Here is a 19,960-nt window from a genome sequence, read left to right on the forward strand (position 1 = left end):
CCGGGCAGCCGGCCGCCGCACCGTGGGCCGCCGCGCCGCCGCTCCCCACCGCCCCGCCCGTGGTGCCGGCGCCGGCGCTGCCGACCTGGCCGCCGTCGACCGACCCCACCGGCTACCGGGCCGGCCACGACCCCGCGCCGGGCCACCCGGTGAACCGCCCGCCGGACGGTCCCGACCTGGCCGGCAGCGCGTACGGCGGCGCGACCGACGGGCCGGGCTTCGCCACGGTCTCCTTCCCGCAGGGCAACCCGCTGGAGAACTCCGGCTCGCTGACCGGACACATCCTGGCTCAGGGCTGGGCCGAGGACGCCCCGGCGACCCGGTCCAGCAACACCAAGGTGGTGATCGTGCTGGCCGCCGCCCTGGCGCTGCTGGTCGCGATCAGCCTGCTGGTGGTCTTCCTGGCCAACGACGCGCTGAGCGGGATCACCGGCGCCGCGCTGACCGGGTGACGGGGTGAGTCCGCCCACTACGGCCTCGCGGTGCGGTGGCAGGTCCGCCGAACCGCCGTACACTTGTGGAGATCACTGACCCGGCGCGCCCGTTGCGCGCCCATGGGCGATCTTGCGGGCGAATCGGCGGCGTGACGAAGCCGCGGCGGGCCATCGCGAAGATGCGCCCCGCTCGAAAGGCATTTCTTGACCACCTTTGCTGCCTCCGGCACGTCCCCGTCCGCCGACCCGACCATCGACACCCCTGACTTCGCCGCGCTCGGCCTGCCCCGCCAGCTCGTCGAGGCGCTCGCCCGGCAGGGCATCACCACCCCGTTCGAGATCCAGCGGGCCACCCTGCCGGACGCCCTCGCCGGTCGCGACGTGCTCGGCCGGGGCCAGACCGGCTCGGGCAAGACCCTCGCCTTCGGCCTGCCGGTGATCGCCCGCCTCGCCGAGCGCAACCGGGCCCGGCCGCTGCACCCGCGCGCCCTGGTCCTGGTGCCCACCCGCGAGCTGGCCATGCAGGTCAACGACGCGCTCGTGCCGCTCGGCAAGGCGGTCGGCATCTTCCTGAAGACCGCCGTCGGCGGCGTGCCGTACGACCGGCAGATCGACGCGCTGCGCCGCGGCGTGGAGATCGTCGTGGCCACCCCGGGGCGGCTCGGCGACCTGATCGAGCGGGGCGTCTGCAACCTCGACGACGTCGAGATCACCGTGCTCGACGAGGCCGACCAGATGGCCGACATGGGCTTCCTGCCCGAGGTCACCGAGCTGCTGGCGAAGACGCCGACGGACGCGCAGCGGCTGCTCTTCTCGGCCACCCTGGACAACGACGTCGACTCGCTGGTCAAGCGGTTCATGACCGACCCGGTCACCCACTCGACCGCGCCGGCGACCGCCGCCGTGTCCACCATGGACCACCACCTGCTGCTGATCCCGCCGCACGAAAAGTTCGCCGTGGCGGCGTCCATCGCGGCCCGCGAGGGTCGCACCATGCTCTTCGCGCGTACCCAGCTCGGCGTCGACCGGCTGGTCGAGCAGCTCGCCGCCGTGGGCGTGCGGGCCGGCGGCCTGCACGGCGGCAAGACCCAGCGGATGCGCACCCGGACCCTGGCCGAGTTCCGCGAGGGCCGGATGAACGTGCTGGTCGCCACCGACGTGGCGGCCCGGGGCATCCACGTCGACGGCGTGACGCTGGTGCTGCACGTGGACCCGCCGAAGGACCCGAAGGACTACCTGCACCGGGCGGGTCGCACCGCGCGGGCCGGGGAGTCCGGCGCGGTGGCGACGCTGGTGCTGCCGAAGCAGCGCCGGACCACGCTGGCCATGCTGGAGAAGGCGGGCGTCGAGCCGGCCGAGACCCGGGTCCGCGCCGGCGACGCGGCGCTGGTGGAGCTGACCGGCGCCCGCGAGCCCAGCGGCGTGCCGGTCCGCGACGAGCCGGAGCCGCGCCGGGGCGGCCCGCGCCGCTTCGGCGACCGGGACGGGCGCGGTGAGCGCCGCTTCGGCGACCGGCCGGCCGGCCGGAGCTTCGACCGGGGCGACCGCCGCGACGACGACCGCCCGACCGGCGGCCGCGGCTACGACCGGCCCTTCGGGGAGCGGCGCTTCGACCGCGACGACCGGGGCTTCGGCGAGCGGCGCCACGCCGGCCGGGGCGGGTTCGACCGCGACGGCCGCAACGCCGACCGGGGCGGGTTCGACCGCGACAGCCGCTACGCCGACCGGGACGGGCGCGGCGACCGGCGTTTCGGCGAGCGGGGTGACCGGCGCTTCGGCGACCGCGACGAGCGCGGCTCCGGCCGGCCCTCGGGCGACCGCCACTTCGCCGACCGGTCCGGGCGCGACCAGCACCGGCCGACCGGCGGCCGGGGCTACGACCGCGACGCCCGCGGCGACCGGCGCCACGACGACCGGCCCACGGGCGGCCGTGGTTACGGCGACCGGGACGGCGCGCGGACCTACGGCGACCGGGACGGCGTGCGCGGCCACGGTGACCACGGCCGCCGCTACGAGGACCGCCCGCAGGGTGAGCGGCGCTTCGGCGACCGCGACGGCCGGGGTGAGCGGCGCTTCGGCGAGCGGGGCGAGTTCCGCCCGGCCGAGCGCCGGGGCGGCTTCCGGTCGGAGGGGCGCGGCCGCGAGGACCGGCCGCGCGACGACCGGCGCGGCTTCGGCGGTCGCCCGCCGGCCCGCACCCACTGAGCCAGCGACACCAGCACACCGACGCCGCCGTCGAGCCACCGCTCGGCGGCGGCGTTCGCGCATCCGCTGCCGGTGTCCGGCCGGTGGCGTAACGTCCGCTTCATGCCGACCATGCCGAAGTCGCTCTTCTGGACCCGGACCGACACCGCCGGCTCGGAGCACGTGCTGCTCGACGACCGGCAGGGGCTCACCGCGCAGGGGGTGGCGCTGGCCGTCGACCCGATCCCCTACACCTGCCGCTACCAGCTGACCGTCGGCGCGGACTGGTCGACCAGCCGGCTGGAGGTCACCGCGGAGGGCGCGGGCTGGTCGCGGAACGTCCGCCTGGAACGGGGCGGGGACGGGTGGCGGGTGCGCACCGGCGAGGAGGGCGACCTGGACGCGGCGTTGCGCGCGGCCGGGCATCCGCCGGCCGGGCTGCCGGGCACCGACGACCCGGACCGGCTGGCCGATGCGCTCGATGTCGACCTGGGCGGCTCACCACTGACCAACACCCTGCCGGTGCGCCGGCTCAACCTGGGCCGGGCCCCGGCCGACCAGCCGCGGACCATCACGGCCGCCTGGGTGCTGCTGCCCGGCCTGGCGGTGCTCCCCGCCGAGCAGGTCTACACCTCGCTCGGCCCCGGCCGGGTCCGCTACGCCAGCGACTCCTTCACCGCCGACCTGGACGTCGACCCGGAGGGCTTCGTGGTGCGCTACCCGGGGCTGGCCGAGCGGATCGACCCGCGCTGACTCCTCAGGCCGGCCAGGCGCCGGTGGCCAGGAAACGGTCGATGGTGGCCAGGTGCGGGGCGAGGTCGAGGCCCTGCCCGGTCACCCACTCGTCGTCGTAGTAGGTGTGCGCGTAGCGGTCGCCCGGGTCGCAGATCAGGGTGACCACCGAGCCGGTCCGGCCGGCGGCGAGCAGTTCCGCGATCAGCCCGAACGCGCCCCAGAGGTTGGTGCCGGTGGAGCCGCCCACCCGGCGGCCGAGCACCGCCGAGCCGGCCCGCATGGCGGCCAGCGAGGCGGCGTCCGGCACCTGCATCATCCGGTCGACCACGCTGGGCAGGAAGGACGCCTCGACGCAGGGCCGGCCGATCCCCTCGATCCGGGAGCCCTTGTCGGTGCGGACCGACCAGTCGCCGGCCTGCCAGGCCGGATAGAACGCGGAGTTCTCCGGGTCGACCACGCAGAGCTTGGTGGGCAGCCGGCGGTAGCGGGCGTACCGGCCGATGGTGGCGCTGGTGCCGCCGGTGCCGGCGCCCACCACGATCCACGCCGGCACCGGGTGCCGCTCCAGGGCGAGCTGCGCGTAGATCGACTCGGCGATGTTGTTGTTGCCCCGCCAGTCGGTGGCCCGCTCGGCGTAGGTGAACTGGTCCATGTAGTGCCCGCCGGTGTCCTCGGCGAGCCAGCGCGCCTCGATGACCACCTTGGCCGGGTCCTGCACCAGGTGGCAGCGGCCGCCCTGGAACTCGATCTGGGCGATCTTCTCGGGCGAGGTGGAGGCGGGCATGACCGCGATGAACGGCAGCCCGAGCATCCGCGCGAAATACGCCTCGGAGACCGCAGTCGAGCCGGACGACGCCTCGACGATGGTGGTGTCCGGGCCGATCCAGCCGTTGCAGAGCCCGTACAGGAAGAGCGAGCGGGCCAGGCGGTGCTTGAGCGAGCCGGTGGGGTGCACCGACTCGTCCTTGAGGTAGAGGTCGATGCCCCACTCCCGGGGCAGCGGGAAGGGCAGGAGGTGGGTGTCGGCGGAGCGGTTGGCGTCCGCCTCGACCGTGGCGATCGCCTCGGTCACCCAGCTCCGGCTGGCCTCGTCACACCGGTCGAGATGAGTCACGCCGGCAACGTTACAAGCGAGGTGGGCTCGCGCCGGGGCGGGCCCGGCGCGCCTGCCGGCGCTGACCGGCCCGGCCGGCGGCCCGCACCACCGGGGTGAGGGCCAGCGCGAGCCGGGGGAAGGCGTCCAGGAGCCGCACCTGGGCGCCGCGCCAGCGGGGCAGGCTGACCACCGGCCGGGGCCGCCGGGCCAGCCGTACGGCCCGCGCGGCGACCCGCTCCGGGGTCAGCAGCGACCCGGTGAAGGACGCCAGGGCTCCGGGGTCGTCGAGCTTGTCGTGCAGCATCGGCGTCCAGATCCCGTCCGGGCAGAGGCACGACACGTGTACGCCCCGGACGCCGGCCATCCGCAGGTCGGACAGGGTGCCGAGGCTGAAGGCCAGCAGGGCGTGCTTGCTGGCCGCGTAGACGGTCTCGCCGGGGGCGGCGATCAGCCCGGCCAGCGAGATGATGTTGAGCACGTGCCCGTGGGCCTGTGCCCGCATCACCGTCAGGGCGGCGTGCGTGCCGTTCATGGCGCCGAGCGCGTTCACCTCGACCAGCCGGCGGCGGGTCGCCGCGTCGTGCGTCCAGGCCGGCCCGGTGGCCAGGATGCCGGCGTTGTTGACCCAGAGCCCGAGCCCGCCCGGCGCCCCGGCCGCCTCGCCGGCCACCTCGGCGCAGGCCGCCTCGTCGCGCACGTCGAGGGCGCGGGACCAGCCGCCGAGCGGCGCCGCCGCGGCGGAAACGGCGTCGGCGTCCACATCGGTGAGCAGCACCCGCCAGCCGTCGGCGTGCAGCGCGGCGGCGATCGCCCGGCCCAGCCCGCCGGCCGCCCCGGTCACCACGGCCGCGCCCCGCTCTGGAGTCGTCATCGGCGCACCGTAACGCCCCGCGCCGGCGGGGACCAGAGCGTGGCGCTCAGGAGGCGGCGGCCTCGAGCGGCTGGGGGCGGTTCTCCCACTTCGTCGACAGGGCGATGCCGGTGCGGGTGGAGGCCACCCCGGGGGTCCGGTTCAGCCGGACGATCAGCTGTTCCAGCTCGGCGATGGTGCCCACCCGCGCCTTCAGCAGGAAGGACTCGACGCCCGCCATGAAGTAGCAGGACTCGATTTCGGGCATCTGCCGGAACCTCTCCAGCACGTCGTCGGTGTCCGCGGTCGAGTCCTCCACGATGCCGATCAGCGCGGTGACCCCGAGCCCGATCGCCTCCGGCTCCACCTCGGCCCGGTACGCCCGGATGACGCCGCCCGACTCCAGCTTGCCGACCCGCTCGTGCACTGCCGGGGCGGAGAGGCCGACCTGGCGGGCCAGTTCGGCGTACGACAGGCGGGCGTTGCCTCGCAGCAGCTCCACGAGGCTCAGGTCGATCGCGTCCACGGAGAGTGACCCTATCCTTTCGCGCGTAACGCCCGACGCTCGGCATCAGTTGAACATGACGTCGCGTCGCCATTCACAAACATGCCGTCACGGGGGTTCTGCGCCGGTAGCATTTACTAACTTCTCATTAACTTCTCACTGTGTGCGTTTTTCGCGTTTGGCGGACACGTCAGGTCGCTGGTGCTGTAATTGCCATACGTCCCTCATGACGGCTCTGGGCTCGCACCGGCCGGGGGCAGTGTGTTCAGCCGGGGGCTTCGTCGACGCGAGGAGGGGGCTGTGGACACTGGAGATCGCCTGCTGACACCGGGTGAGGTCGCCGCGCTGTTTCGGGTTGACCCGAAGACCGTGACCAGGTGGGCAGCGGCCGGCCGGATCGGCAGCATCCGGACTCCAGGCGGGCATCGCCGGTTTCGGGAATCCGAGGTGCGGGCCCTGCTTGAGGGGGAGGGCATGCTGGACGAGGCGGAGGACATGGGCAAGCCGCGCAACATGGGCCCGACCGCCTCGACCGGCCCGGGGCCGGCGAACGCCGGAATGTACTGAGGCGGCAGAGATCGGGGTGCGGACCGGGCGTCAGGTCCGGTCCGCGTCCCGGTGGGCTGCGGCCAGCTCACCCGACCAGCGCCGGAACAGCGTGTGCGGCACGCCGAGCGCGTCCAGCACCTTCCCGGCCACGAAGTCGACCAACTGCTCGGCGGAGGCCGCCGCCCCGGCCCCGTAGAAGCCAGGGCTGGCCGGCAGCACCACGGCGCCGGCGTCGTGCAGCGCGATGAGGTGCTCCAGGTGACTGCGGGTCACTGGAGTCTCCCGGGGCACCACCACCACCGGCCGCCGCTCCTTGAGGTTCACCTCGGCGGCGCGCTGCAACAGATCCTTGGAGAGCCCGATCGCGATGCCGGCGCAGGCCGCCGTGCTGGCCGGAACGACGGCCATGCCGCGGACCCGGTAGGAGCCGCTGCTCGGGCCGGCGGCCAGGTCACCGGCCGGCCAGTGCCGCAGGTCCGCGCCGGCGAGGTCGCGGCCCAGCCAGGCGGCCAGGTCCTCGGCCCAGTGCCCGTCCCGGAACGCCCGCCCGGTCTCGTCGAGGATGGTCAGCCGGGCGGCCCGGGAGACGATCAGGTCCACCGCTTGGCCGGCGTCGAGCAGGCCCCGGACGACCGCGGCCGCGTACGGCGTGCCGGAGGCACCGGAGACGCCGACCACCCATGGTTCGCGCATACCGTCCAGCCTGCCTGGTCGACCCGGGCGCCGGGCGGCCACCCCCCGGCACGGTGTCCCGCTTGTCCCCCGGGGCGCCATCCGTGTCGGGAACGTGCGATTCTTCCGTCGGTGATCCACGTCCATGGAAGGGACCGGTGATGACGGCGGCGGTGCTGCGGGCGTTGCGGTCCGAGTGCCCGATCCCGTCCCGGCTCTCCCCGCACGCCGACGCGGTGCAGGAGTGGCTGGTCGGCCAGCTTGACCGGCTCGGCCTGCCGCTCGACCCGGTCACGCGGGAGCGGCTGGCCCGGGCCGGTTTCGCCCGCTACGCCGGCCGCCTCTACCCGGATGCCACCGAGCCCGACCTGCGGGCGCTGGCCGCCCTGTTCACCTGGTTCTTCCTGGTGGACGACGCCTGCGAGGGGCCGGACCGGCTCGCCCCGGCACAGATCCGGGCGCTGCGCGACGGGGCGCTGGCCCTGCTCCGCGAGGGCCCCCGAGCCCGCCATCCCGGCTTCTCCGGTCCGCTGCGCCGGCTGCTGGTCCAGGCCTGGCAGGAGCCCCGGCGCCGGATGCCGGCGCGCTGGCGGCTGCGCTTCGCCGACGCCGTCGCCGACCATCTCGACGGCGCCTGGCGGGAGGCGGTCGCCACCGGCGCCGGGCGGCCACCGGGCATCGCCGAGTACGTGCAACTGCGCCGGGCCACCTCGGCGGCGTACGTGTCGTATCCCCTGATCGAGTTCGCGGCCGGGCGGCCGCTGCCCGACGCGGTCTACCACCATCCCGCGCTGCGCCGGCTCGCCGACCTCGCCAACGACCTGCTGTCCTGGTACAACGACCTGGCCTCGCTGGAACGCGACCGGGCCGGCGCCGGGGGCCACAACCTGGTGCTGGCGGTGGCCGCCGAGCGGGCCGTGTCGGTGCCGGCCGCGGTCGACCTGGTCGCCGCGCGCTGGCGCGCGGAGATGGCCCACTTCATGGCGCTGCACGCCGCGGTGCCGTCGTTCGGTCCGGCGCTGGACGAGTCGGTCACCGCCCACCTCGACGGGCTGGCCAACGCGGTCCGCGGCACGGTCGACTGGACGCTGGAGAGCGCCCGCTATCCGGTGGCCGGCTGACGCCCGCTCAGGCGCGCAGGCCCAGCCGGACCACCAGATCCAGCAGGGCGAAGACGAACAGCGCGATGCCCACGAAGCCGTTGGCCGTGAAGAACGCGCGGTTGACCTTGCTCAGGTCGGTCGGGCTGACCACCAGGTGCTGGTAGCCGAAGGCGACCGCGGTGAGCACCAGGCCGATCCACCAGAGCCAGCCGAAGCCGACCAGCGCGCCGAACCAGATGAACAGCGCGAAGGTCACCACGTGCGCGACGGTGGAGGCGTGCAGCGCGAAGCGCCGGCCGTAGCGGGCCGGGACGCTGTGCACACCGATCTCCCGGTCGACCTCGGAGTCCTGGCAGGCGTAGATCAGGTCGAAGCCGCCGATCCAGAGGCCGACGGCCGCGCCGAGCAGCCAGGCCGGCCCGGAGCCGGCGAGGGTGCCGGTGACCGCCAGCCAGGCGCCGACCGGGCCGACCGCCTGGGCGACCGCCAGGATGGCGTGCGGCCAGTTGGTGAACCGCTTGCCGTAGGGGTAGACGACCAGCGGCACCACGGCGAGCGGGGCGAGCGCCAGGCAGAGCGGGTTGAGCAGGGCGGCGGCGGCCAGGAACACCACCAGCGCGACGGCCGCGCCGGTCCAGGCCGTGCGGACGCTCACCGCCCCGGTCACCAGTTCCCGGTTGGCGGTACGCGGGTTCCGCGCGTCGATCGACCGGTCGAGGATCCGATTGGCGGCCATGGCGAACGTCCGCGCCCCGACCATCGCCACGGTGATCAGCAGCAGGTCGAGCCAGCGCACCCGCCCGCCCTCGACCTGCATGGCGGTCAGCGCCGACAGGTACGCGAACGGCAGCGCGAAGACCGAGTGCTCGATCGTGACCAGCTTGAGGAACGACTTGACCCGGCCCGGGCGTTCCACGGGGACCTCGGCGACGGTGGCCATCAGATGCCGTACTCCTTCCAGCGCTTGTCGACCAGCGAGACCACCTCGGGCGACATGGTCATCTCCTCGGGCCAGCCCCGGGTGTAGCCCTCCGTGGGCAGCTTGCGGGTCGCGTCGAGGCCCGCCTTGCCGCCCCAGAACTGCTGGTACGAGGCGTGGTCCAGGTGGTCGACCGGGCCCTCGGTGACCAGCAGGTCGCGGGCGTAGTCGACGTTGCCGAAAGCGCGGAACGCCACCTCGTTGTAGTCGTGGACGTCGCAGTCCTCGTCGACGATCACGATCAGCTTGGTCAGCGACATGAGGTGGGCGCCCCAGATCGCGTTCATCACCTTCTGCGCGTGCTTCGGGTAGCGCTTGCGGATGGAGACGATCGCGCAGTTGTGGAAGACGCCGGCGGCCGGCAGGTCGTAGTCGACGATGTCCGGGATCATCAGCTTGAGCAGCGGCAGGAAGATCCGCTCGGTGGCCTTGCCGAGGCCGTGGTCCTCCTGCGGCGGCTTCGAGGTGATGATCGAGTGGTAGACCGGGTCGCGCTGCATGGTCATCGTCTCGACGTGCAGCACCGGGAACGGCTCGACCGGGGTGTAGAAGCCGGTGTGGTCGCCGAACGGGCCCTCGGGCAGCCGCTCGCCGGGCTCGAGGTAGCCCTCCAGCACCACCTGGGCGTGCGCCGGCACCTGCAACGGCACGGTGAGGCAGTCGACCATCTCCACCCGCTCGCCGCGCAGGAAGCCGGCGAACAGGTATTCGTCGATGTCACCGGGGAGCGGCGCGGTCGCCGCGTAGGAGACGACGGGGTCGCAGCCGATCGCGATGGCGACCGGGAGCCGCTGGCCGAGCCGCTCGGCTACGGCGTGGTGGGCGGTGGAGTCCTTGTGGATCTGCCAGTGCATGCCGAGGGTGTTCCGGCTGTGCTGCTGGAGCCGGTAGAGGCCGAGGTTGCGCTTGCCGGTCTCCGGGTGCTTGGTGTGGGTCAGCCCGAAGTTGTGGAAGATCCCGCCGTCGCCGGGCCAGACCTGGAGGCCGGGCAGCCGGTTCAGGTCGACGTCGTCACCGCGGTAGACCACCTGCTGGCAGGGGGCCGTCTTGACCTTGCGCGGCGGCACCGACTTGAGCTGCATGACCTTGCCCAGGCCCTCGCGGATGCCGGACCAGCCGACCGGCAGCTCCGGCTTGATCAGCCCGCCGATCCGCTCGCCGATCTCGTCCAGCGTCTCGACGCCGAGCGCCATGGCCATCCGCTTCTCGGTGCCGAACAGGTTGATCGCCACCGGCATCTCGCCCCGGGTGGGCCGCTCGAAGAGCAGCGCCGGGCCGCCGTCACGGACGGTCCGGGTGACCACCTCGCTGATCTCCAGCGTGGGGTCGACCGGGACGCTCACCCGCCGCAGCTCGCCCGCGGACTCCAGCGCCGCGAGAAAGTCCTTGAGATCGGTGTACGGGAAGCCACGAGCCGCCATGCCCGCCAGTCTCCCGCACCGGTGTTCTCAGCGTCCAAGCCGGGTGGTGTGAGCTGAGCCGTAGTGTCGGGCGAGCGCACCCGGCGCGGTCGGCGGGCCGGCATGGCTCCCCACTCACCGGGTAGTCGAGCCGCCGGACGAGAGGGGGCGTCGATGGGCGACGGACGGATCCCGGCAGGGTTCACCGAGCAGCGGACCCGGGTCGGTGACGTCACGATCAACCACGTCCGCGGGGGCAGCGGGCCCACCCTGGTGCTGCTCCACGGCTACCCGCAGTGCTGGCGGATGTGGCGGCACCTGCTGCCGGTGCTCGCCGAGTCGTTCGAGGTGGTCGCGCCCGACCTGCGCGGCTTCGGCGACAGCGACGCCCCGACCGACGGCTACGACAAGAAGACCGTCGCCGCCGACCTGCACGGGCTGCTGACCGGGCTCGGCCTGGTCGAGGACATCCGCCTGGTCGGTCACGACCTCGGCACGATGGTCGCCTACGCCTACGCCGCCGCCCATCCCGACCGGGTGTCCCGGCTGGCGCTCACCGAGGCGCCGATCCCCGACGAGAGCATCTACGCGATTCCGGCCCTCACCGCCGCCGGCCCGGCCGTGTGGAACTTCGGCTTCTTCAACCTGACCAACGGCCTGCCGGAGCAACTCGTCACCGGCCGGGAACCGCTCTGGGTGGACCGGTTCACCGACTCGATCATGGTCAACAAGGGCAGCATCGGTCCGGAGGAGACGGCGGAGTACGCCCGGCACCTGCGGGACCCGGCCCACCTCTGGGCGAGCTTCGCCTACTTCCGGGCGTTCGGACAGGACGTGGCGGACAACGCCGCGTACCGGGCGACGAAGCTGCCGATGCCGGTCCTCGCCGTCGGCGCCCGGGCCAGCCTCGGTGAGCAGGTGGCCGAGCAGGTCCGCCGGTACGCCGACACGGTCACCGGCGAGGTGGTGGAGGAGTGTGGCCACTGGCTCTTCGAGGAGCGGCCGGCCGAGCTGGCGGACCTGCTGCTGCCGTTCCTGCGGAACTGAGGCCGCCGGTCAGGAGGCCGGGGACCAGGCGTACGCGGCCAGCGGCGGGTCGAGCGGGGCGTCGGTGAGGCGGTTGGCGAAGGTCGAGATCGTGTACGTGCCGACGCCGAGCACCACGTCCAGCGCGTGCCGCGGCTGCCAGCCGGCGGCGAGGAAGGCTTGCAGCCCGTCGTCCGGGACGGCGCCCCGGTGGTCGAGCACGGCCACGGTGAACCGGCGCAGCGCCTCCAGGCGCGTGTCGGGCAGGGCGGCACCGTCCCGCAGCGCCTCGATCAGCTCGGGCGCGGCGCCGTGCCGGGTAAGCGTCGCGGTGTGCATGGCCACGCAGAGGTGGCACTCGTTGCGGGTGGCCACGGTCAGCACCACGACCTCCCGGGCGACCGGGTCGAGGTCGGTGGATTCGAAGACGGCGTTGGCGGTGAGGAAGCCCTTGAGCAGCTCGGGCGACTCGGCCATGAGGGCCACCGCGCCGGGCAGGTGGCCGAGCTTGCGCTGGACGGTGGTCATGGTGGTGCGGGCGGCGGCGGGTGCGGTGTCGGGGGTGTGGGCGGTGAAGACCGGCTGGGACATGACGGGTACCCCTCACGTAAGATAGTCAACGTGGTTGACGAGATAGTAAAGGGGGTTGTCGAACATGGCAACGCCTGACCGCCCGGGCTTCGCGCTCCCGCTGCTCCTGCTCGCCGGCTTCCGCACGCTCATCGACGACCTGCACGCCGAACTGGCCCGGCAGGGGCACCCCGAGCTGCGGCCCGCCCACGGCTTCGTGCTCCAGGCCGTGGGCCCCGCCGGCACCACCGCCTCCGACCTGGGCCAACGCCTCGGCGTCAGCAAGCAGGCGGCCGGCAAGACCGTCGACCGGCTGGTCGCGCTCGGCTACCTGGAACGGGCCGACGACCCCGCCGACGCCCGGCGCAAGCTGGTCCGGATGACGGCGAAGGGCCACGACGGGCTGCGCCGCTCGGCGGTCGTCTTCGACGACCTGCGGGACCGCTGGGCGGCGGTCCTCGGCGCCGAGCGGGTCGCGGCGATCGAGGACGACCTGCGCCGGATGGTCCCGGCCGACGTCTTCCGCCTCGACGTCCCCGGCTGGTTCGGCGGCTGACCCCGGCCACCGCCCATCCTGGCGAGCGAGGAATCTCACCGGCTCTGGCGTGGCTACGGCGGCGCGCGCAGGGTGGACGCATGGACGCCTACGTAGTCGGCGACCCGGACGGGTTGTCCCCACTGCTGGCCGCGCTACGGGACGCCGTCGCCCGTGAGCTGCACGCCCAACTCGCGCTCCGCGCCGAGCGGATCGAACTCGCCGACATCCCGGAGATCGCCTACCAGGTCACCCTCCGGGTGGACGAGACACTACGCCAGCACGGAGGAGGCAAGTCCCAGCGCATGAGCAGGTTGTGAGCCCGGTGTGAGCGGAACGTGAGCGACCGGCGCGATTCTTGGGCCCTGGTTGGCAACTGACGAATCTCCAACTGGGAGGTCCGGGGCCATGATGCGGTGGATCGTCGGGTCAAGCGTCAGATATCAACGGCTCGTTCTCGCCGTCGCCGTCGCCCTGATGGCGGTCGGCTTCGTTCAGCTTCGCAACACCTCGGTCGAGGCACTGCCGGAGTTCGGGCCGGTGCGGGTGGACGTGCAGGTCGAGGCGCTCGGGCTCTCCGCCGAAGAGGTGGAGAATCTGATCACCAACCCGATGGAGAACGAGTTCTTCAACGGGATCCCGTGGCTGGCCAAGCTCGAGTCCCGCACACTGCCGGGACTGTCGTCCATGGAGATGACGTTCGAGCCGGGCACCGACCCGATCCGGGCCCGGCAGGTCGTGCAGGAGCGGCTGACCATGGTCGCCATGCTCCCGGCCGCCTCGTCGCGGCCGCCGCTTGTGGTGCAGCCCCTCTCGTCGACCGGTCGGCTCATGATGGTCGGGCTGTCGTCCCAGGACCGCTCACTGATCGACATGTCGCTGCTGTCGCGCTGGACGATCGTGCCCCGCCTGCTGAGCGTGCCCGGCGTGGCCAATGTTTCCATCTGGGGGTTCCGGGACCGGCAACTGCAGGTGCAGGTCGATCCCGCCAAGCTGATGCAGCACGGCGTCACGCTGGACCAGGTCCTGCGCACCTCGGCGAACGCGCTGTGGGTCTCGCCGCTGACCTTCGTGGAGGCGTCGACTCCCGGACTCGGCGGTTTCATCGACACCGCCAACCAGCGGATCGAGATCCAGCACAACCAGCCGATCAAGACCGCCGCGGATCTCGGCAAGGTCACCGTCCAGGGCGCCGAGGACCGCGGAGTGCTGCTCGGCGACGTCACCCAGATCGTCGAGGACCACCAACTCCTCATCGGCGACGCGGTGGTCGAGGACGCTCCGAGCCTCATGCTCGTGGTGGAGAGGTTCCCGGGCGCCAAGGTCGCGGACGTGACCCGGGACGTGGAGGCCGCACTCGACGAGCTGCGACCGGCCATGCCGAACGTCCAGATCGACACGACCGTGTACCGGCCGGCGACCTTCATCGAGAAGATGGTCGACCACCTCACCACCACGCTGATCCTCGGCGCCGTCCTCCTGCTGCTGGTGCTCGGCGCCTTCCTGTTCAGCTGGCGAACCGCGCTGGTCAGCCTGCTGACCATCGCGTCCGCCGTGGCGGTGACGGTGCTCGTGCTGTCCTGGTTCGGCGTATCCCTCAACATGATGTCCCTGGCCGGGCTGGTGATGGCCCTCGCCATCGTCGTGGACGACGCGGTGGTGGCCGTCGACAACGTCCGGCATCGGCTGCGGCAGCGCCGGGAGGACGGCTCCGCAGAGCCCGTCTCCGGCACCATCCGGGACGCCGTCCTCGACGTACGCGGCCCGCTCTTCGTCGCTGCCGTCATCGCCGCGGTCTCGGTCGTGCCCCTCTTCATCCTCGACGGGGTGCGCGGGGCGTTCCTCACCCCGGTCGCGCAGGGCTTCCTGGTCGGCACGGTGGTCTCCCTGGTGGTCGCGCTGACGATCGCCCCCGTGCTGGCCACGCTCCTGCTCTCCCGGTCGTCGCTGCGGCACAGCCCGTCCCCGCTGGCCCGAGTGTCGGCGCGGGCGTACGGCCGGCTGCTGCCCCGGCTGCTCCGGCGGCCCGTCTGGTCCTACGGCCTGGTCGGCCTACTCGTCGTGGCGGGCCTGGTCGCCCTGCCGTTCCTCGGTTCGCGACCGCTGTCGCCGACGCTCCAGGAGCGGGACCTGCTGATCACCTGGGAGGCGCCGGCCGGCACGTCCCGACCGGAGATGAACCGGATCACCAGCGCCCTCAGCGCCGAACTGCGGGCCGTCCAGGGAGTACGCAACGTCGGCGCCCACACCGGGCGGGCCCTGGCGTCCGACCAGGTCGTCAACATGAACTCGGGCGAGGTGTGGCTCAGCGTCGACCCGGGGGCCGACTACGGCCGAACCCTGGCCGCCGTGCAGGAGGTCGTGGACGGCTATCCCGGGGTGCGGAGCGACCTGATCACCTACTCGGACAAGCGGATCCGGGAGGTGGTGACCCGCGGTGCGACGGAGGACCTCATCGTGCGCATCTACGGCAACGACTACACGGTCCTCAACGAGAAGGCCCAGGAGGTCCTCGGCATCGTCTCCGCCATCGACGGCGTCACCGAACCGCGGGTACGGACCGCAGAGGTCGCGCCCACCGTGGAGATCGAGGTCTCCGTCGCCAAGGCCGCGAAGTACGGCCTGAAGCCGGGCGACGTACGCCGGGCCGCCGCCACCCTCGTCTCGTCCACGGTTGCCGGCAACCTCTTCGACGACCAGAAGGTGTTCGAGGTTGTCGTGTGGGGCATCCCCGCGGTGCGCCAGAACACGTCCACCGTCCAGAACCTGCTGATCGACGCGCCGGTGGGTGGCCCCGGCGGCGCCCCGACGCAGGTGCGCCTGGCCGACGTCGCCGACGTACGGGTCGTGGCGAAGCCGGAGGTCATCACACACGACCAGGTCTCCCGCAGCATGGACGTCGTCGCGAACGTGCGCGGGCGTGGTCTGGGTGCCGTCACGAGCGAGGCCAAGGATCGGCTCGCGCAGGTGACCTTCCCCCGTGAGCACCACCTGGAGGTGCTCGGAGAGGCCCAGGCAAAGGCAACGTCCGACTTCCGCGTCTGGACCTTCGTGATCGGCGCCGTGATCCTGATCTTCTTCCTGCTGCAGGCCGGTTTCGGTAGCTGGCGGGTGGCGTCGCTGTACTTCCTGCTCCTACCGACCGCACTCGCGGGCGGCCTGCTGCTGGCGGCCCTCGACCGGTCGGCCGTCTCGGTGGTCGCGCTGCTGGGGCTGCTCACCGTGCTGGCGATGGCCGTTCGGGGCGGCATTCTGCAGATCAGGCGGTACCAGCGGCTGGCCGATGAGGGTCACCCGCACGGTGCCGAGCTGGTCGAGCTCGGGTCGCGGCAGCAGGTCATCCCGGCCGTGACGGGCCTGCTGGCGGCGGGGCTGGCGGTGGTCCCCATGGCGCTCTACGGCAGCGTCGCCGGCCTCGAGATCGTGAGCCCGCTCGCCCTGATCATCCTCGGTGGCCTGGTCACGACCGCGCTGTTGAACCTGTTCGTGCTGCCCGTGCTGTACCTGCGGTTCGCCGTCCGGCCTCAATCGGTGGAGCCGTCCGGACCGCCACCCGCGCCCAGGCCGCGCCGCGCACGGCGCGCCGGGAAGCTGGTACACGCCCGGCAGCGGCCCGAGCGGATTCAGGAAGGTCCCATGCACAGACAGGGAGGCGGCCACATGCGACACAGTGGTCGGTGGATGGCAGCGATCCTGCTCACGTTGGCCTCGGCGGCGGCTTGCACCACGCCCGCCTCGACCACGTCGAGTGGCCACAAGGAGAGCCCCGCCACGGTCGAGGCGATCCCGGGCAGCGACGCCAAGAAGGTGACCTTGACCGAGCAGGCGGCCCGCCGGGTGGGCATCGCGACGGTCACCGTCGGCGCTGCCCGGACCGCACCGCCGGGCGGGCCGGCGACCGTGGTGCCCTACTCGGCGGTGCTCTACGACCCGAACGGCGTGACCTGGGTCTACACGGCTCCCCAGCCCTTGACCTACGTCCGCGAGAAGGTCGTGGTCGCATCCGTGGGCGGGGCGCGCGGGACGGATGCGTTCCTGTCGCAGGCACCGCCGGCGGGAACGTCGATCGTGACGACCGGCGTGATCGAACTCTGGGGCGCCGAGCTCGGGGTCGGCAAGTAGCCCATCAAGTCGCTACGAGGGTAGGGACGCCACACCATGATGCGTTGGATCATTGGAACGAGCCTGAAGCTCCGGTTCCTCGTGGTTGTCGGGGCCTCGATGTTGATGTTCTTCGGCGTCCTGCAGATTCGCGACATGCCCGTCGACGCGTTCCCCGAGTTTGCGCCGCCGCGGGTGGAGATTCAGACGATCTGCATCGGACTGTCCGCGCAGGATGTCGAAGAGCTGGTCTCCGTGCCGCTCGAGCAGGGCCTCACCGGGATCGAGGGCCTGGACGTGATGCGCTCCAAGTCGGTCTCCCAGCTCTCCTCGATCGTCCTGATCTTCAAGCCCGGGACCGACCTGATGGCGTCCCGCCTGCTGATCCAGGAGCGCCTCACCGCCATCACTCCCAGACTGCCGCGCTGGGCCAACTCCCCCTTCATGATCCAACCGCTGTCGTCGACCAGCCGGGTCATGAAGATCGGGATATCCCAGGCGGACAAGTCCGACGCTGCCCACGTCGACATGGCGCTGCAGGCGTACTGGACGGTCCGGCCCCGCCTGATGCGCGTACCCGGCGTGGCGAATGTGGCCATCTGGGGCGATCGGTGGCACGTCAAGCAGGCCCTCGTCGATCCCGAGCTCATGCGCAAGCACAACGTCACGTTGGCCCAGGTCATGGAGGCCGCCGGAGACGCGGTGGACGTGGGTCAGCTGAAGTTCAACGGCGGGTTCGAGATCGGCACCGGCGGTTGGGTCGACACGCCCAACCACCGCCTCCAGGTACAGCACCAGTTGCCCGCCCTGACCGGACAGCAACTGGCCGAGATCCCCATCGAGGTGCCGAAGGGCGCCAAGCCGGTCTACCTGAAGGACGTCGCCTACATCACGGACGACATCATGCCGCCGTCCCTGCTCACCGGCGACGCGGTCATCAACGACGGCCCCGGCCTCATGCTCATCGTCGAGAAGCTGCCGTGGGGCAACACCCTCGAGGTGACCCGCGGGGTCGAGGCCGCGCTGACGGAGATGGCGCCCGGGATGCAGGGTCTCGACGTCGACACCGAGATCTTCCGGCCGGCGACCTTCATCGAGACCTCGGTCGAGAACCTCGGTCGGGCGATGGTCATCGGATTCGTCCTGGTGGTCCTGATCCTGGTGCTCTTCCTCTTCGAGTGGCGGGTCGCGCTGATCAGCGCCGTCTCGATCCCGCTCTCCCTCGTCGCGGCGGGACTCGTCCTGCACTGGACCGGGGCAACGATAAATACCATGATCCTGGCCGGGCTCGTGATCGCCCTCGGCGTGCTCGTCGACGACGCCATCATCGACGTCGAGAACATCGTGCGCCGCGTCCGCCAGCACCGACGAGCAGGCAGCACGAGGTCCACCGCCGCCATCATCCTCGACGCGTCGGTGGAGGTGCGGGGGCCCATCGTCCAGGCCACGATGATCATCTTGGTCAGCACGGTCCCGATCTTCCTGCTCACCGGGCTCACCGGCTCGTTCTTCCGGCCCATGGCGTTCGCCTACGGGCTGGCCGTCCTGGCCTCGCTGCTGGTGGCCCTGACGGTGATTCCGGCGCTCGCCCTGATGCTGCTGGCCCGGTCACCGATCGAGCGGCGGGAGTCGCCGCTGGTGCGCTGGCTCCAGCGCGGCTACACCGCGTTGCTGGCACGCATCATCCCGCGTCCCGCCGTCGCCTACGCGACCGTCGTACTCGTCCTGGCGGGCGGCGTCATGGTGGTGCCGATGCTGGGACAGAACCTGTTCCCCGCCTTCAAGGAGCGGGACTTCCTGATGCACTGGGTGACCCAGCCCGGCACCTCGCGCGAGGAGAGTGTCCGCATCACCGAACAGGTCAGCAGGGAACTGCGGGCGATCCCCGGGGTCCGGAACTTCGGCGCCCACATCGGGCAGGGCACGTTGGCCGACGAGGTCGTCGGCATGAACTTCACCGAGAACTGGATCAGCATCGACCCGAAGGTCGACTACGACAAGACTCACGACGCGGTGCAGAAGGTGGTCGACGGCTATCCCGGCCTGCAGCGCGATGTGCAGACCTATCTGAAGGAGCGCACGAAGGAGGTCCTCACCGGCTCAAGCGACGCCATCATCGTCCGCATCGTCGGCGACGACCTCGACGTGCTGCGCAACAAGGCCACCGAGGTCAAGGACCTCATCGCCGGGATCGACGGCATCATCGACGAACACGTGACGCTGCAGACGGCGGTTCCTCAGGTTGACGTCCAGGTCGACCTGGCCAAGGCGGCACGGTACGGGATCAAGCCCGGCGACGTACGCCGAACGGCGGCCACGTTCATCGCCAGCGAGGAGGCGGGCGACATCTGGCGGAACGGCAAGAACACCGAGGTGCACGTGTGGAGCGTGCCGAGTGCCCGGTACAGCATCGAGGGCGTCCGCAACCTCCTGATGGACGCGGCGGACGGGAGCAAGGTCGCCGTGGGTGAGCTGGCCGAGGTCAAGATGGTGCCCACGCCCAACCAGATCCTGCGGGAGAACGGGTCGCGGTACATCAACGTGGGCGCCAACGTGGCCGCGGGGAAGGCGTTGGGCGACGTCGCGGCCGAGGTGGAACGCCGCCTGGCGACGGTGGACTTCCCGCCCGGCTACCACCCGCAACTGCTCGGTGAGTACCAGGAGGCGACGAGCGCCCAGGACCAGCTGCGGCTTTTCGCCGGCGTCGCCGTGATCGGGATCCTCTTCCTGCTGACCACCGCCTTCAACAGCTGGCGGCTGTCGTTCCTCGTCCTCCTCACGCTGCCCATGGCGCTGGTTGGCGGGATCCTCGCGGCATACGTCGGTGGCGGCATCCTCTCGCTCGGCTCGCTCGTGGGATTCTTCACCGTGCTGGGCATCGCCGCCCGCAACGGCATCCTCATGGTCAACCATTTCCAGTATCTCGAGCGGGCGGAAGGGGAGAGCTTCGGTCGAGGCCTCGTCCTGCGTGGCGCGAAAGAGCGTCTCTCGCCGATCCTCATGACCTCGCTGGCGACCGGGCTCGCCCTGGTTCCCCTGGCCATCGAGGGCAGCCTGCCCGGTCACGAGATAGAACACCCGATGGCGGTGGTGATTCTGGGCGGCCTGGTCACCTCGACGCTGCTGAACCTGTTCGTTCTGCCCTCCCTCTACCTGCGCTTCGGTAGGTCGCACGCCTGATGGCCGGGATCTCCTCCCGGCCAGGGACAGGTCGCCTTTCC

16 protein-coding genes and 1 pseudogene are annotated in these 19,960 nt (G+C 72.0%); 10 read left to right on the forward strand and 7 right to left on the reverse strand.

Annotation, left to right across the window (positions count from 1 at the left end):
- The 3 genes and pseudogenes from ABZV78_RS13380 to ABZV78_RS13390 form a co-directional block, all read left to right on the forward strand.
- Positions 1-452: pseudogene (locus tag ABZV78_RS13380) on the forward strand (hypothetical protein); the annotation flags it as partial.
- Positions 453-638: 186 nt separating this feature from the next.
- Complete coding sequence (locus ABZV78_RS13385; protein ID WP_355638267.1) at positions 639-2,639, forward strand: DEAD/DEAH box helicase; 2,001 nt, start codon at positions 639-641, stop codon at positions 2,637-2,639.
- 111 nt (positions 2,640-2,750) lie between these two features.
- On the forward strand, positions 2,751-3,371 hold the full coding sequence (locus ABZV78_RS13390; RefSeq protein WP_355638347.1) for a putative glycolipid-binding domain-containing protein: 621 nt from the start codon (positions 2,751-2,753) through the stop codon (positions 3,369-3,371).
- Positions 3,372-3,375: 4 nt separating this feature from the next.
- Here the strand turns inward: ABZV78_RS13390 and ABZV78_RS13395 are convergent, their stop codons facing one another.
- From ABZV78_RS13395 to ABZV78_RS13405, 3 genes are read right to left on the reverse strand one after another with little or no spacing between them, the layout of a single operon-like run.
- A complete protein-coding gene (locus ABZV78_RS13395) occupies positions 3,376-4,467 on the reverse strand; it encodes a PLP-dependent cysteine synthase family protein (RefSeq protein ID WP_355638269.1) in 1,092 nt (363 codons plus the stop codon).
- A gap of 10 nt (positions 4,468-4,477) precedes the next feature.
- Complete coding sequence (locus ABZV78_RS13400; protein ID WP_355638271.1) at positions 4,478-5,320, reverse strand: SDR family oxidoreductase; 843 nt, start codon at positions 5,318-5,320, stop codon at positions 4,478-4,480.
- Between the two features lie 46 nt (positions 5,321-5,366).
- The gene (locus ABZV78_RS13405) at positions 5,367-5,825 is read right to left on the reverse strand and encodes an Lrp/AsnC family transcriptional regulator (RefSeq protein ID WP_355638273.1); all 459 of its coding nucleotides are present in this window, start codon (positions 5,823-5,825) and stop codon (positions 5,367-5,369) included.
- Positions 5,826-6,104: 279 nt separating this feature from the next.
- On the opposite strand from ABZV78_RS13405, the gene ABZV78_RS13410 reads away from it, so the two are divergent.
- A complete protein-coding gene (locus ABZV78_RS13410) occupies positions 6,105-6,371 on the forward strand; it encodes a BldC family transcriptional regulator (RefSeq protein WP_130330775.1) in 267 nt (88 codons plus the stop codon).
- Between the two features lie 30 nt (positions 6,372-6,401).
- On the opposite strand, the gene ABZV78_RS13415 is transcribed toward ABZV78_RS13410, so the two are convergent.
- Positions 6,402-7,046 (reverse strand): UbiX family flavin prenyltransferase, encoded by a 645-nt coding sequence (locus ABZV78_RS13415; RefSeq protein WP_355638275.1) that lies wholly within the window; start codon positions 7,044-7,046, stop codon positions 6,402-6,404.
- A gap of 140 nt (positions 7,047-7,186) precedes the next feature.
- Between ABZV78_RS13415 and ABZV78_RS13420 the strand changes: the two genes are divergently transcribed.
- A complete protein-coding gene (locus tag ABZV78_RS13420; RefSeq protein ID WP_355638277.1) occupies positions 7,187-8,146 on the forward strand; it encodes a terpene synthase in 960 nt (319 codons plus the stop codon).
- Positions 8,147-8,153: 7 nt separating this feature from the next.
- On the opposite strand, the gene mqnP is transcribed toward ABZV78_RS13420, so the two are convergent.
- Together mqnP and ABZV78_RS13430 are read right to left on the reverse strand one after the other, a co-directional pair.
- The gene (mqnP, locus tag ABZV78_RS13425; RefSeq protein ID WP_355638279.1) at positions 8,154-9,068 is read right to left on the reverse strand and encodes a menaquinone biosynthesis prenyltransferase MqnP; all 915 of its coding nucleotides are present in this window, start codon (positions 9,066-9,068) and stop codon (positions 8,154-8,156) included.
- Complete coding sequence (locus ABZV78_RS13430) at positions 9,068-10,528, reverse strand: menaquinone biosynthesis decarboxylase (RefSeq protein WP_355638281.1); 1,461 nt, start codon at positions 10,526-10,528, stop codon at positions 9,068-9,070. Before ABZV78_RS13430 ends, mqnP begins: the two co-directional genes overlap by 1 nt.
- Before the next feature lie 153 nt (positions 10,529-10,681).
- Between ABZV78_RS13430 and ABZV78_RS13435 the strand changes: the two genes are divergently transcribed.
- Entirely contained in the window at positions 10,682-11,554 is an 873-nt protein-coding gene (locus ABZV78_RS13435) for an alpha/beta hydrolase (RefSeq protein ID WP_148427496.1), read from the forward strand.
- A 9-nt stretch (positions 11,555-11,563) separates the two neighbouring features.
- On the opposite strand, the gene ABZV78_RS13440 is transcribed toward ABZV78_RS13435, so the two are convergent.
- On the reverse strand, positions 11,564-12,124 hold the full coding sequence (locus tag ABZV78_RS13440) for a carboxymuconolactone decarboxylase family protein (protein ID WP_355638283.1): 561 nt from the start codon (positions 12,122-12,124) through the stop codon (positions 11,564-11,566).
- A 64-nt stretch (positions 12,125-12,188) separates the two neighbouring features.
- On the opposite strand from ABZV78_RS13440, the gene ABZV78_RS13445 reads away from it, so the two are divergent.
- From ABZV78_RS13445 to ABZV78_RS13460, 4 genes are all read left to right on the forward strand, one after another.
- Entirely contained in the window at positions 12,189-12,659 is a 471-nt protein-coding gene (locus ABZV78_RS13445; RefSeq protein ID WP_355638285.1) for a MarR family winged helix-turn-helix transcriptional regulator, read from the forward strand.
- Positions 12,660-12,739: 80 nt separating this feature from the next.
- On the forward strand, positions 12,740-12,958 hold the full coding sequence (locus ABZV78_RS13450) for a hypothetical protein (protein WP_355638287.1): 219 nt from the start codon (positions 12,740-12,742) through the stop codon (positions 12,956-12,958).
- Positions 12,959-13,046: 88 nt separating this feature from the next.
- The gene (locus ABZV78_RS13455; RefSeq protein WP_355638289.1) at positions 13,047-16,760 is read left to right on the forward strand and encodes an efflux RND transporter permease subunit; all 3,714 of its coding nucleotides are present in this window, start codon (positions 13,047-13,049) and stop codon (positions 16,758-16,760) included.
- Positions 16,761-16,799: 39 nt separating this feature from the next.
- Entirely contained in the window at positions 16,800-19,919 is a 3,120-nt protein-coding gene (locus ABZV78_RS13460) for an efflux RND transporter permease subunit (protein WP_355638349.1), read from the forward strand.
- The last annotated feature ends 41 nt before the right edge of the window (positions 19,920-19,960 follow it).

It is taken from the genome of Micromonospora sp. NPDC004540, assembly GCF_040610095.1.
GTDB lineage: Bacteria > Actinomycetota > Actinomycetes > Mycobacteriales > Micromonosporaceae > Micromonospora.